Origin of the sequence: Nocardioides sp. (genome assembly GCF_029937575.1) — a bacterium.
Classification (GTDB): domain Bacteria; phylum Actinomycetota; class Actinomycetes; order Propionibacteriales; family Nocardioidaceae; genus Nocardioides.
Map to the genome: position 1 here is coordinate 1 of NZ_JAPYPS010000055.1, position 18,083 is coordinate 18,083.

Annotated in this window: 15 protein-coding genes and 1 pseudogene; 12 read left to right on the forward strand and 4 right to left on the reverse strand. The window is 73.1% G+C overall.

The window, feature by feature from the left end; all coding sequences use genetic code 11:
* The 3 genes and pseudogenes from Q1K33_RS15760 to Q1K33_RS15770 form a co-directional block, all read left to right on the forward strand.
* Positions 1 to 987, forward strand: a pseudogene (locus tag Q1K33_RS15760) (hypothetical protein); the annotation flags it as partial.
* A 106-nt stretch (positions 988 to 1,093) separates the two neighbouring features.
* Positions 1,094 to 1,756, forward strand: a complete 663-nt coding sequence (locus tag Q1K33_RS15765; protein WP_300405645.1) for a PaaI family thioesterase — start codon at positions 1,094 to 1,096, stop codon at positions 1,754 to 1,756.
* Between the two features lie 124 nt (positions 1,757 to 1,880).
* Positions 1,881 to 2,846 carry a hypothetical protein gene (locus tag Q1K33_RS15770; protein ID WP_300405647.1) on the forward strand — a complete coding sequence of 322 codons (966 nt, stop codon included), beginning with the start codon at positions 1,881 to 1,883 and terminating at the stop codon, positions 2,844 to 2,846.
* Positions 2,847 to 2,888: 42 nt separating this feature from the next.
* Here Q1K33_RS15770 and Q1K33_RS15775 read toward each other — a convergent pair whose 3' ends face one another.
* Together Q1K33_RS15775 and Q1K33_RS15780 are read right to left on the reverse strand one after the other, a co-directional pair.
* The gene (locus tag Q1K33_RS15775; RefSeq protein WP_300405649.1) at positions 2,889 to 3,035 is read right to left on the reverse strand and encodes a hypothetical protein; all 147 of its coding nucleotides are present in this window, start codon (positions 3,033 to 3,035) and stop codon (positions 2,889 to 2,891) included.
* Entirely contained in the window at positions 3,032 to 4,417 is a 1,386-nt protein-coding gene (locus Q1K33_RS15780) for an alpha/beta hydrolase domain-containing protein (protein ID WP_300405651.1), read from the reverse strand. The genes Q1K33_RS15775 and Q1K33_RS15780 overlap by 4 nt, the downstream gene beginning before the upstream one ends.
* A gap of 127 nt (positions 4,418 to 4,544) precedes the next feature.
* Here Q1K33_RS15780 and Q1K33_RS15785 point away from each other — a divergent pair, with 127 nt between their 5' ends.
* Positions 4,545 to 5,102, forward strand: coding sequence for a DNA starvation/stationary phase protection protein (locus Q1K33_RS15785; RefSeq protein WP_300405653.1), 558 nt, complete (start codon positions 4,545 to 4,547; stop codon positions 5,100 to 5,102).
* Between the two features lie 93 nt (positions 5,103 to 5,195).
* Here Q1K33_RS15785 and Q1K33_RS15790 read toward each other — a convergent pair whose 3' ends face one another.
* Together Q1K33_RS15790 and Q1K33_RS15795 are read right to left on the reverse strand one after the other, a co-directional pair.
* Complete coding sequence (locus Q1K33_RS15790) at positions 5,196 to 7,757, reverse strand: hypothetical protein (RefSeq protein WP_300405655.1); 2,562 nt, start codon at positions 7,755 to 7,757, stop codon at positions 5,196 to 5,198.
* A 146-nt stretch (positions 7,758 to 7,903) separates the two neighbouring features.
* The gene (locus tag Q1K33_RS15795) at positions 7,904 to 8,767 is read right to left on the reverse strand and encodes an acyl-CoA thioesterase domain-containing protein (protein ID WP_300405657.1); all 864 of its coding nucleotides are present in this window, start codon (positions 8,765 to 8,767) and stop codon (positions 7,904 to 7,906) included.
* Between the two features lie 78 nt (positions 8,768 to 8,845).
* Between Q1K33_RS15795 and Q1K33_RS15800 the strand changes: the two genes are divergently transcribed.
* From Q1K33_RS15800 to Q1K33_RS15835, 8 genes are all read left to right on the forward strand, one after another.
* Entirely contained in the window at positions 8,846 to 9,742 is an 897-nt protein-coding gene (locus Q1K33_RS15800) for a glucosyl-3-phosphoglycerate synthase (protein ID WP_300405659.1), read from the forward strand.
* Positions 9,739 to 10,602 (forward strand): dihydropteroate synthase, encoded by an 864-nt coding sequence (folP, locus tag Q1K33_RS15805; protein WP_300405661.1) that lies wholly within the window; start codon positions 9,739 to 9,741, stop codon positions 10,600 to 10,602. Before Q1K33_RS15800 ends, folP begins: the two co-directional genes overlap by 4 nt.
* Positions 10,599 to 11,090, forward strand: coding sequence for a hypothetical protein (locus tag Q1K33_RS15810; protein ID WP_300405663.1), 492 nt, complete (start codon positions 10,599 to 10,601; stop codon positions 11,088 to 11,090). The genes folP and Q1K33_RS15810 overlap by 4 nt, the downstream gene beginning before the upstream one ends.
* A gap of 475 nt (positions 11,091 to 11,565) precedes the next feature.
* The gene (locus Q1K33_RS15815) at positions 11,566 to 12,288 is read left to right on the forward strand and encodes a hypothetical protein (protein WP_300405665.1); all 723 of its coding nucleotides are present in this window, start codon (positions 11,566 to 11,568) and stop codon (positions 12,286 to 12,288) included.
* A gap of 52 nt (positions 12,289 to 12,340) precedes the next feature.
* Positions 12,341 to 12,949, forward strand: a complete 609-nt coding sequence (locus Q1K33_RS15820) for a hypothetical protein (RefSeq protein WP_300405667.1) — start codon at positions 12,341 to 12,343, stop codon at positions 12,947 to 12,949.
* Complete coding sequence (locus Q1K33_RS15825) at positions 12,946 to 14,580, forward strand: hybrid sensor histidine kinase/response regulator (RefSeq protein ID WP_300405669.1); 1,635 nt, start codon at positions 12,946 to 12,948, stop codon at positions 14,578 to 14,580. Before Q1K33_RS15820 ends, Q1K33_RS15825 begins: the two co-directional genes overlap by 4 nt.
* Before the next feature lie 164 nt (positions 14,581 to 14,744).
* Positions 14,745 to 15,488: a beta-phosphoglucomutase family hydrolase gene (locus Q1K33_RS15830; protein WP_300405671.1), complete on the forward strand. Its 744-nt coding sequence runs from the start codon at positions 14,745 to 14,747 to the stop codon at positions 15,486 to 15,488.
* Positions 15,485 to 18,037 (forward strand): glycosyl hydrolase family 65 protein, encoded by a 2,553-nt coding sequence (locus Q1K33_RS15835; RefSeq protein WP_300405673.1) that lies wholly within the window; start codon positions 15,485 to 15,487, stop codon positions 18,035 to 18,037. Before Q1K33_RS15830 ends, Q1K33_RS15835 begins: the two co-directional genes overlap by 4 nt.
* Positions 18,038 to 18,083: the final 46 nt, after the last annotated feature.

An 18,083-nucleotide genomic window follows, 5' to 3' on the forward strand; every position in this document is an offset into this window, starting at 1 on the left:
GAGCCGGAGCCCGAGGCGGTCGAGCCCACGCCCCTGCACCCGGCGTCCGCGCGGTCGGCCCCCGAGCCCGAGCCGAGCCCCGAGCCGGTCGCCGAGCCCGAGCCCGAGCCGGTCGCCGAGACACCTGAGCCTTCTCCCCAGCGATCCGTCCCCCGGGCCGGTCCCGACTCCGGAGAGATCCCGGTCCTCGGTCCCGACGCCGAGGCCCCGGCCCCCAGCCCGGCCGCCCTCGCCAAGCCGTCCAGCGGCGTACGGCGTCCCAAGCACGCCGCCCCGCGGCCGGCACCCCTGTCCTCGGACCGGGCGACGGACTCGGTCTCCGCGAGTCGCGAGGTGATGGACGCGCTCGCGGCCGGTCGCGACAGCGGCCCCGCCCCCGAGAAGGCAGCTCCCAAGCACCTGGCCCGCATGCGCCTCACCGGTCGCGAGGAGGGCGAGCCCGACGCCGTACCCGCGACCTCCACGTCCAAGGCCACCACGGGTCGGCGCCGCCGCCGCGAGCGGGCGCCCGGTCCGCAGAGTGCCGCCGGGGTCCGCAGCGGCCCGGAGGTCGGGCCGAGCCTCAACGTCGAGTTCGAGCCCAAGATCGCGGCGCGGCGGGTCATCGGGCTCCTGCTCCTGGTGGCGCTCATCGTCACCGCGGGGGCCGCCTACCTGGCCTACGACGATCCCCGCCCCCTCACCCTGGGTGCCGCCGGGACCCTGCTCGCCGTCACCCTCGTCCTGTACGCCGTGCGGGCGGGGTCGACGCCCACGCTCGTGGCGATCCGCTCCGGCCAGCTCGAAGTCACCCGTGGCAAGACGCACGAGGTCTTCGACCTGACGAGCCGCTTCACCCGCATCGAGGTCGTGGGCAAGCCCGGCGGCCGTGGGTGGAAGGTGCTCTTCGGGCGCTTCGGGCGCGACCCGCTCGTGATCAACTCCTCGATCGTCGACCCCGAGAAGTTCACCGCGGAGCTCGAGCGCTACCGCTGGCGTCGACCCTGACCCAGCTCGACCCAGAAGCGCATCGTGCGCTCGCGCACGTCCTCCAGCACCCCGCCGGCCGGCAACCCGTTTCCACCGCCGCCTCGCGGGTGGCTACTGTCGACGGGTGACCGAGAACCCTGGCTACGTGGTGGACGACGCGTCGATCGCGGAGGTGGCGCGTCAGGCGGGGCTCTACGGCCCGCTCGCCGCGGCCGTGCGCGCGCTGGCCGACGCGACGATCCGGACCGAGGTCGACGACGACGAGATCCGCGCCGTCCAGGCCGAGGTCGAGTCGCTCGCCGCGCGGCTGCGGCAGCGCCAGATCCCCGGGTCGTACGGCGTGCGCTTCGGGGAGGGCGGCAAGGGCCGGACCTGGGGCAATGCCGTGGTGGGACTGCGCAACCCCGTGGCTCCTCCGCTGACGGTCGAGCAGGACCCGAGCGCCAACGGCGACGTGTGGAGCGACTTCCACCTGGGCGCCGCCTACGAGGGTCCCCCCACCTTCGTGCACGGCGGCGTGGTGTCGCTGATCCTCGACCAGCTGCTCGGTGAGTCGGCCGGCGCCGGCGGGCGACCCGGCATGACCGGCACCCTCACCATCACCTACCGTCGGCCGACTCCGCTCGGAGCCCTGCGCGCCGAGGCGCACATCGACCGGGTCGACGGCATCAAGACGTGGGCCAAGGGCCACATCGTCGGCCCGGACGGCGTCACCGCCGAGGCCGAGGGCGTCTTCATCCTGCCGCGCTGGGCACGCGAGCAGACCCCGCCGCCCTCCTTCGAGTGACGCTGCTGGCACAAGCGCGTGAATCCGGTGCACCTGGCGCCTGCGATTCACGCGCCAGTGCGTTGTCCACAGGTCGACCGACACCAGGTGGTGCCAGCGCCCGAGGTCCAGCAGTCTCGGCTGCATGCGATGGGACGACCAGGACCTCCAGGACCTGCTGCGCTGGCGGCAGCACGGGACCGTCCGGCGCAGCCAGCTCCTCGCGCTCGGCGGCACCACGGACGACGTGGCGCGGTTCTTACGACGCCGCGAGCTCAGCCCGGTCCACCCGGGCGTGTACGTCGACCACACGGGGCCGCTGACCACCAAGCAGCGTGAGTGGTGCGCCGTACACGTGCACTGGCCGGCCTCCCTCACCGGGCTCTCGGCGCTCCCCGACCCCCCGCGCGGGGTCGTGCACGTGGCGATCGACGAGCGCCGGACCGTGCGTCGCATCGCCGGCATCGTCGCGCATCGCACGGCAGGTCTCGACGCCCGGACCGACTGGTTGAAGGATCCGCCGCGGATCGCCCTCGCGCACGCCCTCATCGATGTGATGTCGACGTCGCGCGAGGATCGCGCCTTCGAGCTTCTCACGCGGGCCGTCAACACGCGCGAGACCTGGCCGCAGCAGCTGCGCGACACTCTCGCCTCCCGGGCGCGCGTGCGGCAGCGAGCCGTGCTGCTGGGGCTGATCGACGACGTCGAGTCGGGCGCCTGCTCGGTGCTCGAGCGGGGCTACCTGCACGCCGTCGAGCGTCGGCACGGGCTTCCCACCGGGGAGCGCCAGCGGCGGTTCGAGAACCAACGTGGCCGCGGCTACCGCGACGTGGTCTACCGCGCCTTCGGTCTCATCGTGGAGCTGGACGGCCGTGCGTTCCACAACAGCGTGCCCGCCTGGAACGCCGCCTACGACCGCGACCTGGATGCCGCTGTCGACGACGTCACGCGAACAGCCCGGATCAGCTACTCCCAGGTCTTCGGGAGCGCAACGGCACCGTGCCAGACCGCGGCGCGGATCGGGGTGCTGCTCCAGCGCGGCGGCTGGTCCGGGACGCCGTTGCGGTGCCCGGACTGCCCGGCGACCCGGAGCGGCGGCGCTGGCGCGTGAATACGGGGCAGCTGGTGCCTGCGACTCACGCGTCAGCGACAGCTAGAGCGCCATGAACAGGATCTGGTCGCGGTCGTACTCACGGCCCGGGTGCTCGGCCGACAGGTGCGCCTGGGTCAGCTCGACCAGCTCGTCCTCGTCCTTGCCGCGGATCTGCTCGCCGCACGGGCAGGTCATCAGGGTCTTCATCTCGCACTCTCCTCGATCTCGGTTGTCACGGGCACTGCGTCTTCCAGTGCTGATTCCACCAGGTCCGGCCGCGCCTCGGCCAGCACCGCGTCGCGGTCCTCGGCCAGCACGAAGCCGGCGCCGACCGCGGCATCGGTCGCGGCGGCGTACGACACCAGGTAGGCCTCGACGCTCGGGTAGAGCTCGGACAGGCCGGCGAGCGGGGTGGTGCTGCCGAAGAGGCCGACGCTGACGGGGGCACCCGGCCAGGCCCGACCCGACACCACCTGGGTGGGCGCCTCGACGACCGGCGTCCGCAGGCCGCCCCGGGCCAGGCCGTGCGCGTCCAGGACGCAGCCGTGCGCCGTCGTCTCCAGACGAGGCGCGTGCGGCGGCGCGGCGCCACCGCGGGCCCAGGCGTCGAGGTGGCGCAGCGCGGCTCGCAGCACCGCCCACTGCTGACCCCGGTTGACCGGCACGGGCGAGCCGAGGAACGACTCGAACTCGCCGATGACGTAGTGGTCGGCGTGCGCCGCGCCGGAGATCTCCCAGAGCCGTACTCGTTCGGAGTCGGGCTGGCGCGCGGGCAGGAAGGCGATCCGGTCGAAGAGGTCGCCCTCGGTCTGCACGACCAGGACGGGCGTGGCGAGGTCGTCGCGGATCACGACGGGGTGCGAGGCGAGGACCTCCTCCATCCGCAGTCCGGAGCCGGCGACGCCGAGCGGCGCGGCGGTGGCACCACGGGAGTGGATCAGGATCGCGTCGGCGAGCCCGGTGAGGGGCTGGACCCCGTTGGCGTACGTCGTCAGGCAGAACGCCGACTGCGACTCCGCCACGACCAGGACCACGTCGGCCGCGACGAGGTCGCGCACGGCGCCCACGGCCTGGGTGAAGATGTCGTAGGCGAACGCGTCGCCGGGGTGGCGCAGGTCGCCGTACCGCTCCGCGTCGGTGCCGCGCAGGCCGGGCGGCGGCGGGAGGTCGCCCACCGCGACCGAGCCCCCGCCGCCCTCGACGCCGACGTACTGCGCCGAGACACCCACCCACGTGTGGCCGGCGCGCAGGATCTCGTCGCAGGTGAACGTCCAGTCGGGCCCGGTGTCGGCGCCGCTGCTGACGTTGAGCCACTCCGCCACGAGCGTGCCGCTGGCCCGGGTCTCCCCCTCCGGCCGCCGTACGACGACCCGGGTGACGTAGTCGGCGGTCTCGCCCTCGTGGAGGTCGAAGCGACCATCCGCGGCGAGGCCCCGCTCACCCGCTACGTAGGAGACGGCCCGGCCCGAGACGACGTACTCGGTCTCGGCGTAGCCGTGGGCGGTCAGGTCGGGCTCGGGGCGAGCGGAGAGCAGTCCGCTGGCGCCCGGGGGCAACGCGCGCAGGGCGGCGTGAGGTCGAGAGGTCACCGCACCAGAGTAGAACGCGTTCTAATCCGGTGCGGTGACCCGTCTGCCATGTGTGACGGGTCGGCAAACCGAGCGCTCACCCCTAACGGTGTCCCGATCACCCCACCGGGGCTCCTACGTTGGCGTCATGGCTACCAACAACGGCAAGCTCCGCTACACCACTCCCGGCATCGACACCGCTGACGCCGAGCGCGTCGTCACGCTCCTGCAGGACCGCCTGCACGCAGCCAACGACCTGCACCTGACGCTCAAGCACGTGCACTGGAACGTCGTGGGCCCGCACTTCATCTCCGTGCACGAGATGATCGACCCCCAGGTCGAGGAGGTCCGCGGCTTCGCCGACGACCTCGCCGAGCGGATCGCGACCCTCGGCGGCTCGCCGCAGGGCACGCCCGGCTCGATCGTGGACAACCGCACCTGGGACGAGTACTCCATCGGGCGCGCCACCACGCAGGAGCACCTCGGGGCGCTCGACCTGGTCTACCAGGGCGTGATCACCAGCTACCGCGACGCGATCAAGGAGCTGGACGCGCTCGACCTGGTCACCCAGGACATGTTCATCGCCCAGACCGACAAGCTGGAGCTCTTCCACTGGTTCGTCCGGGCCCACCTCGAGGACAAGAGCGGCGCGCTGAGCACCGCCGCCGCCACGAGCGAAGGTGACGCGGCGCCCGCAGCCGGCTGATCCGCAGCACCACGACGACGCGGGACCGACCACCGAGGTGGTCGGTCCCGCTTCGTGTGTCAGCGCGCGCTGCGCAGGATCAGCGCTGCAGGGTCAGCGGAGCCGGCCGAGGAAGCTGCCCGCCACCTGCAGGTCCTGCAGTCTCCTCTCCCAGGTCACGCCGATCACGGTCAGCACCGCACCGGCGAGGCCGATCGCGAGCCACTGCGGCGTCTGTGCGACGTACGGCGCCAGCTCGCGCAGCACCAGGATCGCGCCGACCACCGAACCGACGAGCAGCGGAGCGCTCCAGCGCACCCGCACGGCGGCGAGCACCAGCACCAGGCAGGCCGCGCCCAGCAGGAGCGCGCGCAGCGACACGGGGTCCCCGAGCACCCAGAGCAGCGACGGCACGGTCGCGAGCACCAGGCCCGGGAGCAGCGTCGTCTCGCTCGCCGCGGCCGGGTCGCGGCGCAGCCGGTCGATCCCGAGCGCGACCAGGACGAGCGCGGTCGGCAACGTGTAGGCCTCGGGTGCGGTCACGCCCAGGTCGGCGAGACGTACCCAGGTAGCGGCGGCGAGGAGCAGGCCTCCGGGGATCGCCAGGACGCGTCGGTCGGCGTGGATCAGCGAGGAGGCCGTGACCAACGCTCCGGCCAGGGTCAGGTGGACGGCCAGGGAGACCGAGCCGTCGCCGGAGGCGTCGAGGGCGAGCGGCGTGACCAGGACCGCGGCCGCCACGGCGGCGGCCTCGACCTCGACCCGGTGCCGGACGATCGCGAGCAGCCCTCCGACGACGAGCACGGGGTAGGCGCGCAGGTCGACGCCGAGGTCGGTCGCCTCGGCGAACGACCAGACGAACGCGGCCCAGGCCAGCGGGAGCGCTGCCCCCGCGACGCCGCACACCGCGGAGGCCGGCCGGGTGTCCCGTGCGCCGCGGCCGGCCCGCGCCAGCAGCGTGACCACCACGAGCACGACGACACCCAGCACCGCGGAGGCCAGCACCGCGCTGGGCAGCGCGAGCACGGAGGACACCAGCAGGAGCGCGGCGCCGACCGACGTCCCGACCACTCCTCGCGGCCCGGGGCGACGGGAGGCGTCGGCGAGCAGGGCGACGCCCGAGGTTGCGACGATCGCGACGACGACCCAGAGAGGTACGGCGTACTGGGCCAAGGTCCCCAGAGCCGTCAGAGCGAGCACGCCGGCGGCACCCTCCACGACCCACCGGCGCCACGGGAGCGCCACGTAGGTCGCGGCCAGAAGCGCGGCGCTCAGCGGGAGCAGCATCAGCGGGTGGACGAGACCGTCGGCGGTGACCTCCACGGGAGCCAGTCGTACGGCGATGTCCTCACCGTAGGGGGATCCGACACCCAGCACGGCGTCGAGGGCGCGGCCCACGAGCGTGGACGCGGCGACCCCGACGACCGCCGCGCTGACGGCGAGCGGGGCCACGGCGGACCAGCGCAGGCGGGCCGACCAGTGCGGAGCGCGCGCGACCACGTGGGCCACCGCGGTCCACAGCACGAGGGCGACCAGCCAGGCCGCGGTGCTGCCCGTGGCCGTGCTGTCGAGGCTGGGCAGGAGCACCACGATCGTCGTGAGCACCGTCGAGACGCCGAGGCACACCTGGAGCGCCAGCGAGCGCGCACCCGTGACCGCGACGGGCACCAGGGCGAGGGCCGCGGCCACCGCCAGCGGGACCACCTCGCCGCTCCCCCACAGCGCATCCCACGTGAGTCCGGCCTCCTCCTGCGCGACCCCGACGACCCGACCGGCGCCGTACATCGTCAGCGCCGACCACCACCAGGCCCCGGTGCCCGCGACGCCCCGCATCAGGACGACGGCCTGGCGTCCGCGGACCGCTCGGACGATGCCGGCGGAGGCCAGGACGGCGAGCGTCAGCACCAGCGTGTGCCGGTCGGTGAGGTCGTGGACCGCGACCCCCGACACGAGGAGGCCGGCGACCACCGCGACCTGGGGTGCCACCAGCCGGGGGCGGTCGGCCGGCAGGGCGAGGAGCAGCAGCGCACCGGCGGCAGCCAGCACGCCACCGACGAGCACGGCCAGGGCCGAGCCCTCGAGATCGCCCAGCCAGCCGGCGTCCTGGGCGCCGGCGAGGTCCAGCATGAGCAGTCCGAGGGCGACGGTGACGAGGGACTCGGCCGCGACGCGGAGGTCCGTGCGACCGAAGCGGACGCCGAGGCCTCCGGCCGTCGCCGTCAGCGCGACCAGCACCGTCGTACGGCCTCCGACGCCGAGCCAGGACCAGGCGACGGCCAGGAAGATGACGGCCGCGACGAGCAGGCAGAGGGCGCCGAGGGAGAGCAGGATCCGCGGGACGGAGTGGATCGTCAGGCCGCGCGACGGGCCCGCGGGCCGCCCGGCTCCCGGGTCGTACGACGCCCGGTCCGGCAGGTCCGTGGGCGGCGGGTAGAGCGCACCCGAGCCGGCGACGGTGCTGCCGGCGGTGCTGTCGGCAGTGCTGCCGGCGATGGCCAGCTCAGCGGCCGACGCGCGCAGCTGGCCGAGCAGGTCGTCGGCGCGTCGCAGCGTGCGGAGCAGCTCGGTGGCGAGCGGGCCGGTCAGCGGAAGCCCGCACGTGGGGCAGGTGCCGGGGGCTGCGGGGAGCGCGGCGGCGCAGTCGGGGCACCGGGACGGGTCGGCGTAGTGAGGCATGGCCCCATCAGACCCCGCGCGCCTGCCGCGCGAACGCCGCCGCGAGGCTCAACCGCGCTGAGCACGCCTACTCACCCGGGGTCAGCACCCCCGTTCACGCGCCCCCGTTCACAGCCCCGTCCACACACCCGGGGCACCCGCCCGGGTCACTCACCCGGCTTGGCGTCCCGGCGGGTGCCGTCGTCGTCGTAGTTCGTCCGCCCGAGGTCCACGGTCCGCCTGGCGTTGGCCAGCGAGGTCGTCACCACGGTGCCGAGGGTGCCCGTGCGGTCGAAGACCGCAGCCGTGCCGACGGCGATGCCGTCCGCCTCGACGCGGTCGATGGCCGACAGCCCGATCTCGAGCCCGAGGGGCAGGCGGGCGATCGCGAGGGTGATGTCGGTGTTGATGTGCTCGACGCCGCCGCTGCCCCAGTTGGTGACCAGGCTGGCGGCGTCCGCGGTCGCCGCCACGGCCTGGAACGGCGTGAGCGGCTCCCCGCCGACGATGGGGACCGCGGAGTTCCAGGACTCCTTGTGGGAGGCGTTCTGGTGCTCGGAGAAGTTCTGCGACCATCCGGCCTCGCTGTGCACGAACGGCACCCGCGGCTCGTCGCTCACCGGGGCGACGTCCAGCGGCGGAGGCGTCGCTCGCGCTGACGCCGGCGGCGACCAGACGACGCCGGGCGCCGTCGTACTGGGCTTGAGGAACAGGAACGCAGCCCTGGCCACCCGCTCCCCCGCCTGCATCAGGGTGACGTCGATCAGGCAGATCCGCGGTCCCTCCCGGACCACGTCGACCTCGAGGGCGCACGGCTGCATGGCGGCCGGCCGGAAGAGGTCGACCGACATCCGGGTCGGGCTCAGGTCGTCGCGGCCGAGGTCGGTCAGGGCGCTGCCGGCCGAGCGCGCCAGGGCGCCGGCGACCGCGACGCCGTGCAGGTGGTTGTCGCTCCAGGAGCTGCATGCCAACGCGGTCGGCACCAGCTCTCCGGCGACGTCGTCGGAGCGGGTGAAGAAGGACAGGTCCACCCCGGGAGGCTACGGCTCCCTCCTCGCCGGCCGCAGCCACCCTCCTCGGTGTGCGCCGCGATGGTTACTGTCGGGCGAGTGATCGCCACGCACCACTGGGACGACTGGTCCCTGGAGGACCTGCTCGTCGCCAAGGGCGACTCCCGGGTCAGCCTCGTGGTCCCGGCGCGCAACGAGGCCGCCACGGTCGGCGCGGTGGTCACCCGGGTGCGCGAGGCGCTGCTGGACTCCGTGGCGCTGCTCGACGAGATCGTGGTGATCGACAGCGACTCCTCCGACACGACGTACGACGTCGCCCTCGACGCAGGTGCGCAGGTCCACCGCTCGGCCGAGATCCGCCCCGACCTCGGCAGCCATCCCGGCAAGGGCGAGGCGATGTGGAAGTCGCTGTTCGTCACCACGGGCGACGTCATCGTCTTCATGGACGCCGACCTCACCGACTGGGACACCCACTTCGTGCCCGGCCTGCTCGGCCCGCTGCTCACCTCCCCCGACGTCCGGCTGGTCAAGGGGTTCTACGAGCGCCCCGGGGAGCGCGGCGCCCTCGACGGCGGCCGGGTGACCGAGCTCGTGGCGCGTCCGCTGATCGCGCTGCTGCACCCCGAGCTCGCCGAGGTGATCCAGCCGCTCGCCGGCGAGTGGGCCGTACGACGATCCCTCTTCGGCTCGCTGTCCGTGCCCACGGGGTACGCCGTGGAGCTGGCCGCCCTGGTCGACACCGTGGCGGCCCACGGCCCCGAGGCGCTCGCCCAGGTCGACCTCGGCACCCGCGCCCACAACCACCAGGCGCTGCTGGACCTCGGGGGGATGGCGACCCAGATCCTCGCCGCGAGCCTGCGCCGCAGCGCGGTGGCCACGAGCGACCCGGCGGTGCTGCGCCAGTTCCGGGACGGTGGGGTGCCTGTCGCCACCCCCGTGGCCACGACCGAGCGCCCTCCCGCCGGACACGTACCGACACAGGTGGTCCTCGGATGACGCTCCGACTGGGCCGTCACGCCTTCGCCGACGACGCCACGATCATGATGGCGATCGTCAACCGCACGCCCGACTCGTTCTACGACCAGGGCGCCACCTGGGCCGAGGACAAGGCCTCCGCGCGCGTCGACCTGGTGGTCGGCCAGGGTGCCGAGATGGTCGACATCGGTGGCATCAAGGCCGCCCCCGGCGTCGAGATCGGCGAGGCCGAGGAACGCTCGCGGGTCGTCGACTTCGTCGCCCGCGTCCGCGAGGAGCACCCCGGTGTGGTGATCTCGGTCGACACCTGGCGCGCCTCGGTCGGGGACGCGGCCTGCCGCGCAGGTGCGGATGTCCTCAACGACGCGTGGGGTGGGGCCGACCCCGAGCTGGTCGACGTCGCGGCCGCCCACGACGCCGCCATCATCTGCACCCACACCGGCGGCGCGACGCCGCGCACCCGGCCCTACCGCGTCGAGTACGACGACGTCGTACGGTCCGCGATCGACGACACCGTCGCCTACGCCGAGCGTGCCCTGGCGGCCGGTGTCGCCCGAGAGTCGATCGTGATCGATCCGGCCCACGACTTCGGCAAGAACACCTTCCACTCCCTCGAGCTCACCCGACGGCTGGGCGAGATGGTCGAGACCGGGTGGCCGGTGCTCGTCTCGCTGTCCAACAAGGACTTCGTCGGCGAGAGCCTCGACAAGCCCGTCGGCGAGCGTCTCCTCGGCACGCTGGCGGCCACCGCGATCTGCGCCACTGCCGGCGCCCGGATCTACCGCGTGCACGAGGTCGTCGAGACCCGCCAGGTGGTCGACATGGCCTGGACGATCGCCGGCCGACGGCCACCCGCACGAGCGATCCGGGGTCTGCAGTGACCCGGGTCGTCCTCGTCCCCGGCGTGCTCGCCCTGCTGCCCGAGTACGCCGGCTTCGCCGACCCGGTCGCCGACCTGCGGGCTGCGTGCCTCGCGGCCGTCGCCACGCTCGGCACCGACGTCGAGGTCCTGGCGAGCGGCTCGGGGGCCCGCGTCGCCCGCCACCTGCTCGACCAGGTGCCTCGCAGCGATGACCACCCGTCGTACCTCGTCGTCGGCAACGGCTCGGCCACGCGGACGGAGAGGGCCCCGGGCCACCTCGACGAGCGCGCAGCCGACTTCGACGCACGGCTGCGCGCCGCCCTCGTCGGTCCCGACCCGGTGGCGCTCGCCGCCCTCGACCAGGACCTCGCGACCGAGCTCTGGGCCGACACCGGGCAGCTGGGCCGGCTCGGTGGGCTCCTCGGGGGCGACTGCGACGTGCAGGTGACCTACGCCGACGCGCCGTACGGCGTGCAGTACTGGGTGATGACCTGGACGACCGCCTGACGCCGCGAGCTCGCGGTGGGGTCGTCCCTACGTCGCAGCTGACATCAATTTCGGCACCGCGTACATACACCCGCCTCCGATCGGGAACGTCAGGTGTGGGTGTTCCGGCCCTACCCCACAGTTGGCCGGGCACCTGGGTCGGTCCGCCGCGGGGAGTGGCGGGCCGCCCCCCCTGACCTGCACGAACAGGCAGCACGGCCGCCGCCCCCGGACCGCCCGCACACCGAGTCATCCCGACGCGACTCGGCGAGGGCCTCCGGGGGCGGACGCCGTCGTGCCCTCCGGGGATCCCGGTCCGCCGGGTCCACCGACGAGCAGGTCTAGACCTGATCTTCGACGGCTGTGCCGAAACCGGCACGCCGACGCTCCGCGCGCCTTAACGTGAGTCCTGACATGTCGCCGGGGAGGGCGGCATCGGGAGGCCGGATCGGGAGGGATGGCCGTGACCGGGTCGTCAACGGTTGTGGGCGCGAGCATGCTCGCGCACGGACTGCACGCCGCCATGGTGCTGCTGGGGCTGTGGGGTCTGGGCGCGCTGCTGCTTCCCCAGTTCCTCGAGCGCCGCGGCGCGCACGGGCGTACGGCGTACACCCCGCCGCACCTCGACGAGCACGAGCGTCGCATCGCCGAGCTGCGCGCCGCCGCCGCGTCGGGATCGCTCGCGCTCGCGCACACCGTCCAGGGCACGCCCGCGGCGCGGACCCCGAGCGGCGCTCCCCGCACGCCCGTCCTGGGCCTGCCCCTCGCGCTGGTCTCCGGCACGGCTGCGGCCGGGATCCACGCAGCGGTCGCTCCTGCTCACCTGTCGGAGGACCCGCTCTTCGGCGTCTTCTTCCTCCTCGTCGCCGGCGCCCAGCTCACCTGGGTCGCCGCTCTCGCCTCCCGCACGACGCCACGGCTGCTCCAGGTCGGCATCGCGCTCAACGCCGTCCTGATCCTGCTCTGGCTCGTCACCCGGACCCTGGGGCTGCCCTTCGGGCTATTGCCCGAGGCGCACCCGGTGGGCGGCTGGGACGTGGCGTGCGTGCTGTGGCAGCTCGCGACCATCGCGTGCTGTGCCCGCCTGCTGCGCGGCGCAGCGACCACGACCTCGACCCCGATCCCGGGGTGGTTCGAGTGGCACCCGAGCACCCGCGCCGCCGTCGGGGCGGCCGCTGTCGTCCTGGTGCTGCTGACCGTGGTGGGAGCCCACTCATGAGTCTTCGTGCCCCCGGCACCCGCTTCCCGTCCCCCACCGAGAGAGCGACCACATGACCTGGCAGATCGGCATGGTGGCCAACTTCGTCATCGCGTTCGCCTACCTCTTCATCGCCGGCGCGATCATCGTCCCGCTGGCCCGCAGCAACCAGCTCCGCTCCAACCCGCTGGGGGGCGCGACGGCCGCGATCTTCTTCACCTGCGCGGTCCACCACGGCACGCACGCGGTGCACATGCTGCTGCCGGCGTTCGTGGCCGACGACCGGGGTCTGTCGATGCGGGCGGCGTGGGGCTGGCCCCTGGCGATCTGGGACATCATCGGCGCCCTGGTGGCGGTCTACTACTGGACGCTGCGCCGCAACTACTCCTCCCTCATGGAGGGCGCCGCCCTCTTCGAGGACCTGCGCAAGCGCGAGCAGCAGGCCCTCGAGCTCAACGACTCGGTCCTACAGGGCCTGGTCGTCTCCAAGATGGCCCTCGACCTCGACGACCACGAGAAGGCCCGCGCCGCCCTCGACACGTCGATCAGCTCGGCCAGCCGGATCATCACCAACCTGCTGGGCAGCGAGCACTTCCAGATCCAGCTCCTCCGCAGCGCTCCCGCTGTGGTCGATCTCGACAACCGCGCCACCAACGCGACCGCCAAGGAGAACCCCTCGTGAACGCACTCGCAGCCAAGCCGGACCCCTTGCGAGTCGTCGTCATCGACGACACCGCCGACCTGCGCGAGCTCCTCAAGATCGCGCTGACCCGGGGCGGCTTCCAGGTCGTCGGAGAGGCGGGCGACGGCCAGCAGGGCATCGACATGGTGCGCCTGCACCACCCCGACGTCGTCCTGCTCGACCTGGCGATGCCGGTGATGGACGGGATCGAGGCCCTCCCGCAGATCCGTCGGCTGACCCCGAAGGGCAAGATCGTCGTGCTCTCCGGCTTCGGCGCGCAGCACATGTCCGAGCGCGCGGTCAGCGCCGGGGCCGACGGCTACGTCCAGAAGGGCGCGCCCCTCAACACCATCCTCGACTACGTCCGCGAGGTCTGCGAGGGCACCCGGACGACGGCCCGCTCGCTGTCGGTGGTCTCGGCCGACAGCGGCAGGTCGTCCGGTGCTCGCTCGAGCCTGCACGCCGACAAGGTCGACAGGCAGACGCGTCCGCGGCTGGCACCCCCGGCGGCCCCCGCGGGCTCGGCGGCCCCCGCCGGCGGTTCGTCCTCGTCCGGGGCGGGCGCCGTACCGCCCGCGGGCCCGGCCACCCCGCCAGCCACGACGCCCGCCCCGGTCGCCCCCATCCTCCCGGCGGCGGCCGGCGTCCGGGTCCCCACGGCCGCGGTCGGCGCCCCCGGCAACGTGTCGGCCTGGGAGGCCCTCAAGGTGGCGCCGTACGGCGTCGTCGAGCTCGCCGACGAACCGCTCTTCCGCGTCGTGCACGCCAACCCGATGGCCGCGCGGCTCCTCGGCACCGACAAGGCCGGCACCCCGCTCGCCATGGTCGCCCCCGAGCTGGCGTCCCTGGTCTCCTACCACCGCCTCGACAGCGATGCGTCCTTCGAGACCGACGTGCCCGGCGGCCGGGTGCGAGCCACGCTGCGCCGTACCGGCTGGTCGGTCCTGGTCTTCCTCGACTCCGCCGCCGAGGACGTCGGGCTGCTGCGCCGCGCGATCGCGACCACCGCCCACGAGGTCCGGGGGCCGGTCGCCGTGCTGTGCGGGATCGCCGAGACCCTCGCGTGGGACGGCGACTCGATGGACGACGGCCAGCAGGAGCGGCTGATGTCGTCGGTCGCGCGCCAGGCCAAGATCCTCGACCAGATCACCGCCGACCTGCTGACCGCCGCGCAGATCCAGCGCGGCACGTTGCGCGTCGACCTGCAGGTCATCGAGCCCCGCTCGATCGTCCAAGGCATCGTCGAGAGCCGCTTCGACGTCGCCGTCGCCTACGACGACCACCGCGCCGTGCGCGCGGACCCGCTGCGCCTGGAGCAGATGCTGACCAACCTGCTCAGCAACGCCCACAAGTACGGCGACGCCCCCTACCTCGTGCGGGTGCGGCCCAGCGCCGACAACGCCGAGCACGTCTGCATCGACGTGATCGACCACGGCGACGGCGTGCCGGTCGAGTTCCGCGACCACCTCTTCCGGGAGTTCGCCCGCGCCCACGGGGCCGTCGCGACCGGCACCGGCCTGGGGCTCTACGTCGTCCGGACGCTGGCGCACGCCCAGCAGGGCGAGGTGTCCTACGCGCCGGGCGAGGACGGCGGCTCGGTGTTCACCGTCGAGCTCCTCGCCTCCGAGTGAGGCACGAGATCGGGCGCGTGAGGAGCGAGGACTGAGCGAGCGACGCGGCTGAGGAACGAGCTCGCGACGCGCGCATCGAAATCCGGTGAGCCGGAGAGCAGCAGCCGTGCCGGCGACGGGAGGCGTTCATCTTCCGGTGACACGTGACCACTACTGTGCCGGGCATGGACTGGGACGACTACCAAGCCGTGCTCTTCGACCTCGACGGGGTCATCACGCCGACGGCCGAGGTGCACATGAGGGCGTGGGCCGCGATGTTCAACGCGTTCCTCGTCCAGCGTGGCGTGGAGGCGCCGTACACCGACCAGGACTACTTCGACCACGTCGACGGCAAGCCCCGCTACGACGGCGTCCGTGACTTCCTCGCCTCGCGCGACATCACGCTGCCCGAGGGCACTCCCGACGACACCGGCCACCCGGACGAGCCGGCCACCGTGTGCGGGCTGGGCAATCGCAAGAACGACGCCTTCGGCCAGGTGCTGCGCGACGAGGGCGTCGAGGCCTACCCGGGGTCGCTGGCCCTGATGGCCCAGCTGCGGGCCAGCGGGATGAGGATGGCCATCGTGTCGTCGTCCAAGAACGCCCCCGACGTGCTCGCCGCGGCCGGCGTGGCCGACTACTTCCCGGTGGTCGTCCACGGCGGCATCGCCGCCGAGCGGGGCATCCCCGGCAAGCCCGCGCCCGACACCTACCAGGAGGCCGCGCGCGAGCTCGGCGTGCCGGAGCACACAGCTGTCGTCGTCGAGGACGCCACCAGCGGTGTCGCCGCCGGCGCCGCCGGAGACTTCGGGCTCGTGATCGGCGTCGACCGGGGCGTCGGGGCCGACGCCCTGCTCGCGGCCGGTGCCGACGTCGTCGTGGCCGACCTGTCCGAGCTCACGTCCGCGGCCGGCGAGGAGGGCCGATGAGCACCGTCGACCCGATCGTCGCCGAGAAGCACGGAGCCAGCCACGTCGCCCCCGCTGCCGTCGACCCGCTCGACCGCGGCCGGTTCCCGATCGACGAGTGGCGCCTGACCGAGAGCCGCTTCGACGCCTCCGACCTCGGCGTCACCGAGTCGGTCTTCAGCGTCGGCAACGGCTACCTCGGCCTGCGCGGCAACTACGAGGAGAGCCGCGACTTCGCGGCCAACGGCACCTTCGTCAACGGCTTCCACGAGACGTGGCCGATCCAGCACGCCGAGGAGGCGTTCGGGTTCGCGAAGGTCGGCCAGACGATCGTCAACGCGCCGGACTCCAAGATCATCCGGCTCTACGTCGACGACGAGCCGCTCGAGCTGTCGGCGGCCGACCTCGTCGAGTACGACCGCACGCTCGACTTCCGCACCGGCGTCCTGTCCCGCCACGTCATCTGGCGCACGCCCAGCGGCAAGCTGGTCCAGGTCGACAGCACCCGGATGGTCTCGTTCACCCAGCGCCACCTGGCCATCATGACCTTCGAGGTCACGATGCTCGACTCCGCCGCCCCGATCGCGATCAGCTCCCAGGTCCTCAACCGGCAGGACGCCGACCGCGGCGCCGCCGTGGACCTCGCCGAGGCCGCGGAGGCCGCGAAGGCCACGACCACCGCGGACCCCCGCAAGGCCGAGCGCTTCCACACCCGGGTCTTGATCCCGGAGTCCGAGGACCTCGAGCACGGCGACCTCCCCGACGACCGGCTCTCGCTGCGCTTCAAGTGCGCCGACAGCGGGATGACGATCGCCCTCGCCGTCGACCACGACCTGCAGACCGCCGGCGAGCACCACGCGGCGTACGAGCGTGGCGACGACATCGTGAAGGCGATCTACCGGGTCAACGCCCAGCCCGGTCAGTCGGTCAAGCTGACCAAGACCGTCAGCTACCACACGGCCCGGGTCGTCCCGACCGGTGAGCTGCTCGACCGGTGCGCCCGCACGCTGGACCGGGTCCGCGAGGAGGGCGTGGCCAAGCACGTCGCCGACCAGGAGGCCTGGCTGGACGTCTTCTGGGAGAAGTCCGACGTCGAGATTCCCGGGCAGCCGGCCATCCAGCAGGCCGTGCGGTGGAATCTCTACTCGATCATCCAGGCGGCCGCGCGCGCGGACGGCATCGGGATCCCGGCCAAGGGCGTGACCGGATCCGGGTACGGCGGCCACTTCTTCTGGGACACCGAGATCTACGTGATGCCGTTCCTCACGTACACGAACCCGTGGGCGGCGCGCAACGCGCTGCGCTTCCGCTACTCGCTGCTGGAGTCGTCGCGCAACCGGGCCCGCGCCCTCGCCCAGAAGGGCGCGCTGTTCGCCTGGCGCACCATCAACGGCGAGGAGGCGTCGGCGTACTACGCAGCCGGCACCGCGCAGTACCACATCGACGCCGACATCTCCTACGCCCTGAGCCAGTACGTCGGCGCCACCGGCGACTACGAGTTCCTGGACAACCAGGCGATCGACATCTTCGTCGAGACCGCGCGGCTGTGGTACGACCTCGGCTTCTGGCGCAACGAGGACGGCTCGGCGTTCCACATCCACGGCGTGACCGGGCCCGACGAGTACACGACCGTGGTCAACGACAACCTCTACACGAACGTGATGGCGCGCTTCAACCTGCGCCGTGCCGCCGAGGCGGTCTCGTTCCTGCAGGACTACCGGCCCGAGGCCTACCGAGCGATGGCGCAACGGGTCCGGCTCCTCGAGGACGAGGTCTACAACTGGGCGCGCGCCGCGGAGTCGATGACGATCCCGTTCGACGAGCACCTCGGCATCCACCCGCAGGACGCCCACTTCCTCGAGCGCGAGATGTGGGACCTCGGCCGGACGCCGGTGGAGAAGCGGCCGCTGCTGCTCAACTACCACCCGCTGGTCATCTACCGCTTCCAGGTGCTCAAGCAGGCCGACGTGGTGCTGGCGCTCTTCCTGCAGGGCGAGGACTTCACCCAGGAGCAGAAGAAGGCCGACTTCGACTACTACGACCCGATCACGACCGGTGACTCGACGCTGTCGGCGGTCGTGCAGGCGATCATCGCGGCCGAGGTCGGCTACCACGACCTGGCGCTGCGCTACTTCCACGCCTCGCTCTTCGTCGACCTCGCCGATCGTCACGCCAACACCTCCGACGGCGTCCACGTCGCCTCGACCGGCGGCGTGTGGAGCGCGCTGACATCCGGCTTCGGCGGCTTCCGCGACCTGGGCAACGGCCGGTGGTCGCTCGACCCCCGCCTACCCGACGGCTGGGAGGCACTGACCTTCCGGCTGACCCTGCGCGGCACCCGCGTCAGGATCTGCGTCAGCGCCGACGAGCTGGTGCTCACGGCGGAGGACGGCACCCGACCGGTGACCTTCGACGTCCGCGGCGAGAAGGTCACCGTGGGACCCGACGCCGCTGTGACCGTCCCGCTCGACGGCCACGGCGAGCGGATCTCGGGCGAGCCGCCCAACCCGGTCGGCATGCTGCGCGCCGACGGGACGATGATCACCGCCGAGGTCCCCAGCGGCGACTGAGCGCGCAGGCACCGGGCGAGGCACGAGCCCGCGACGCGCGCATCGC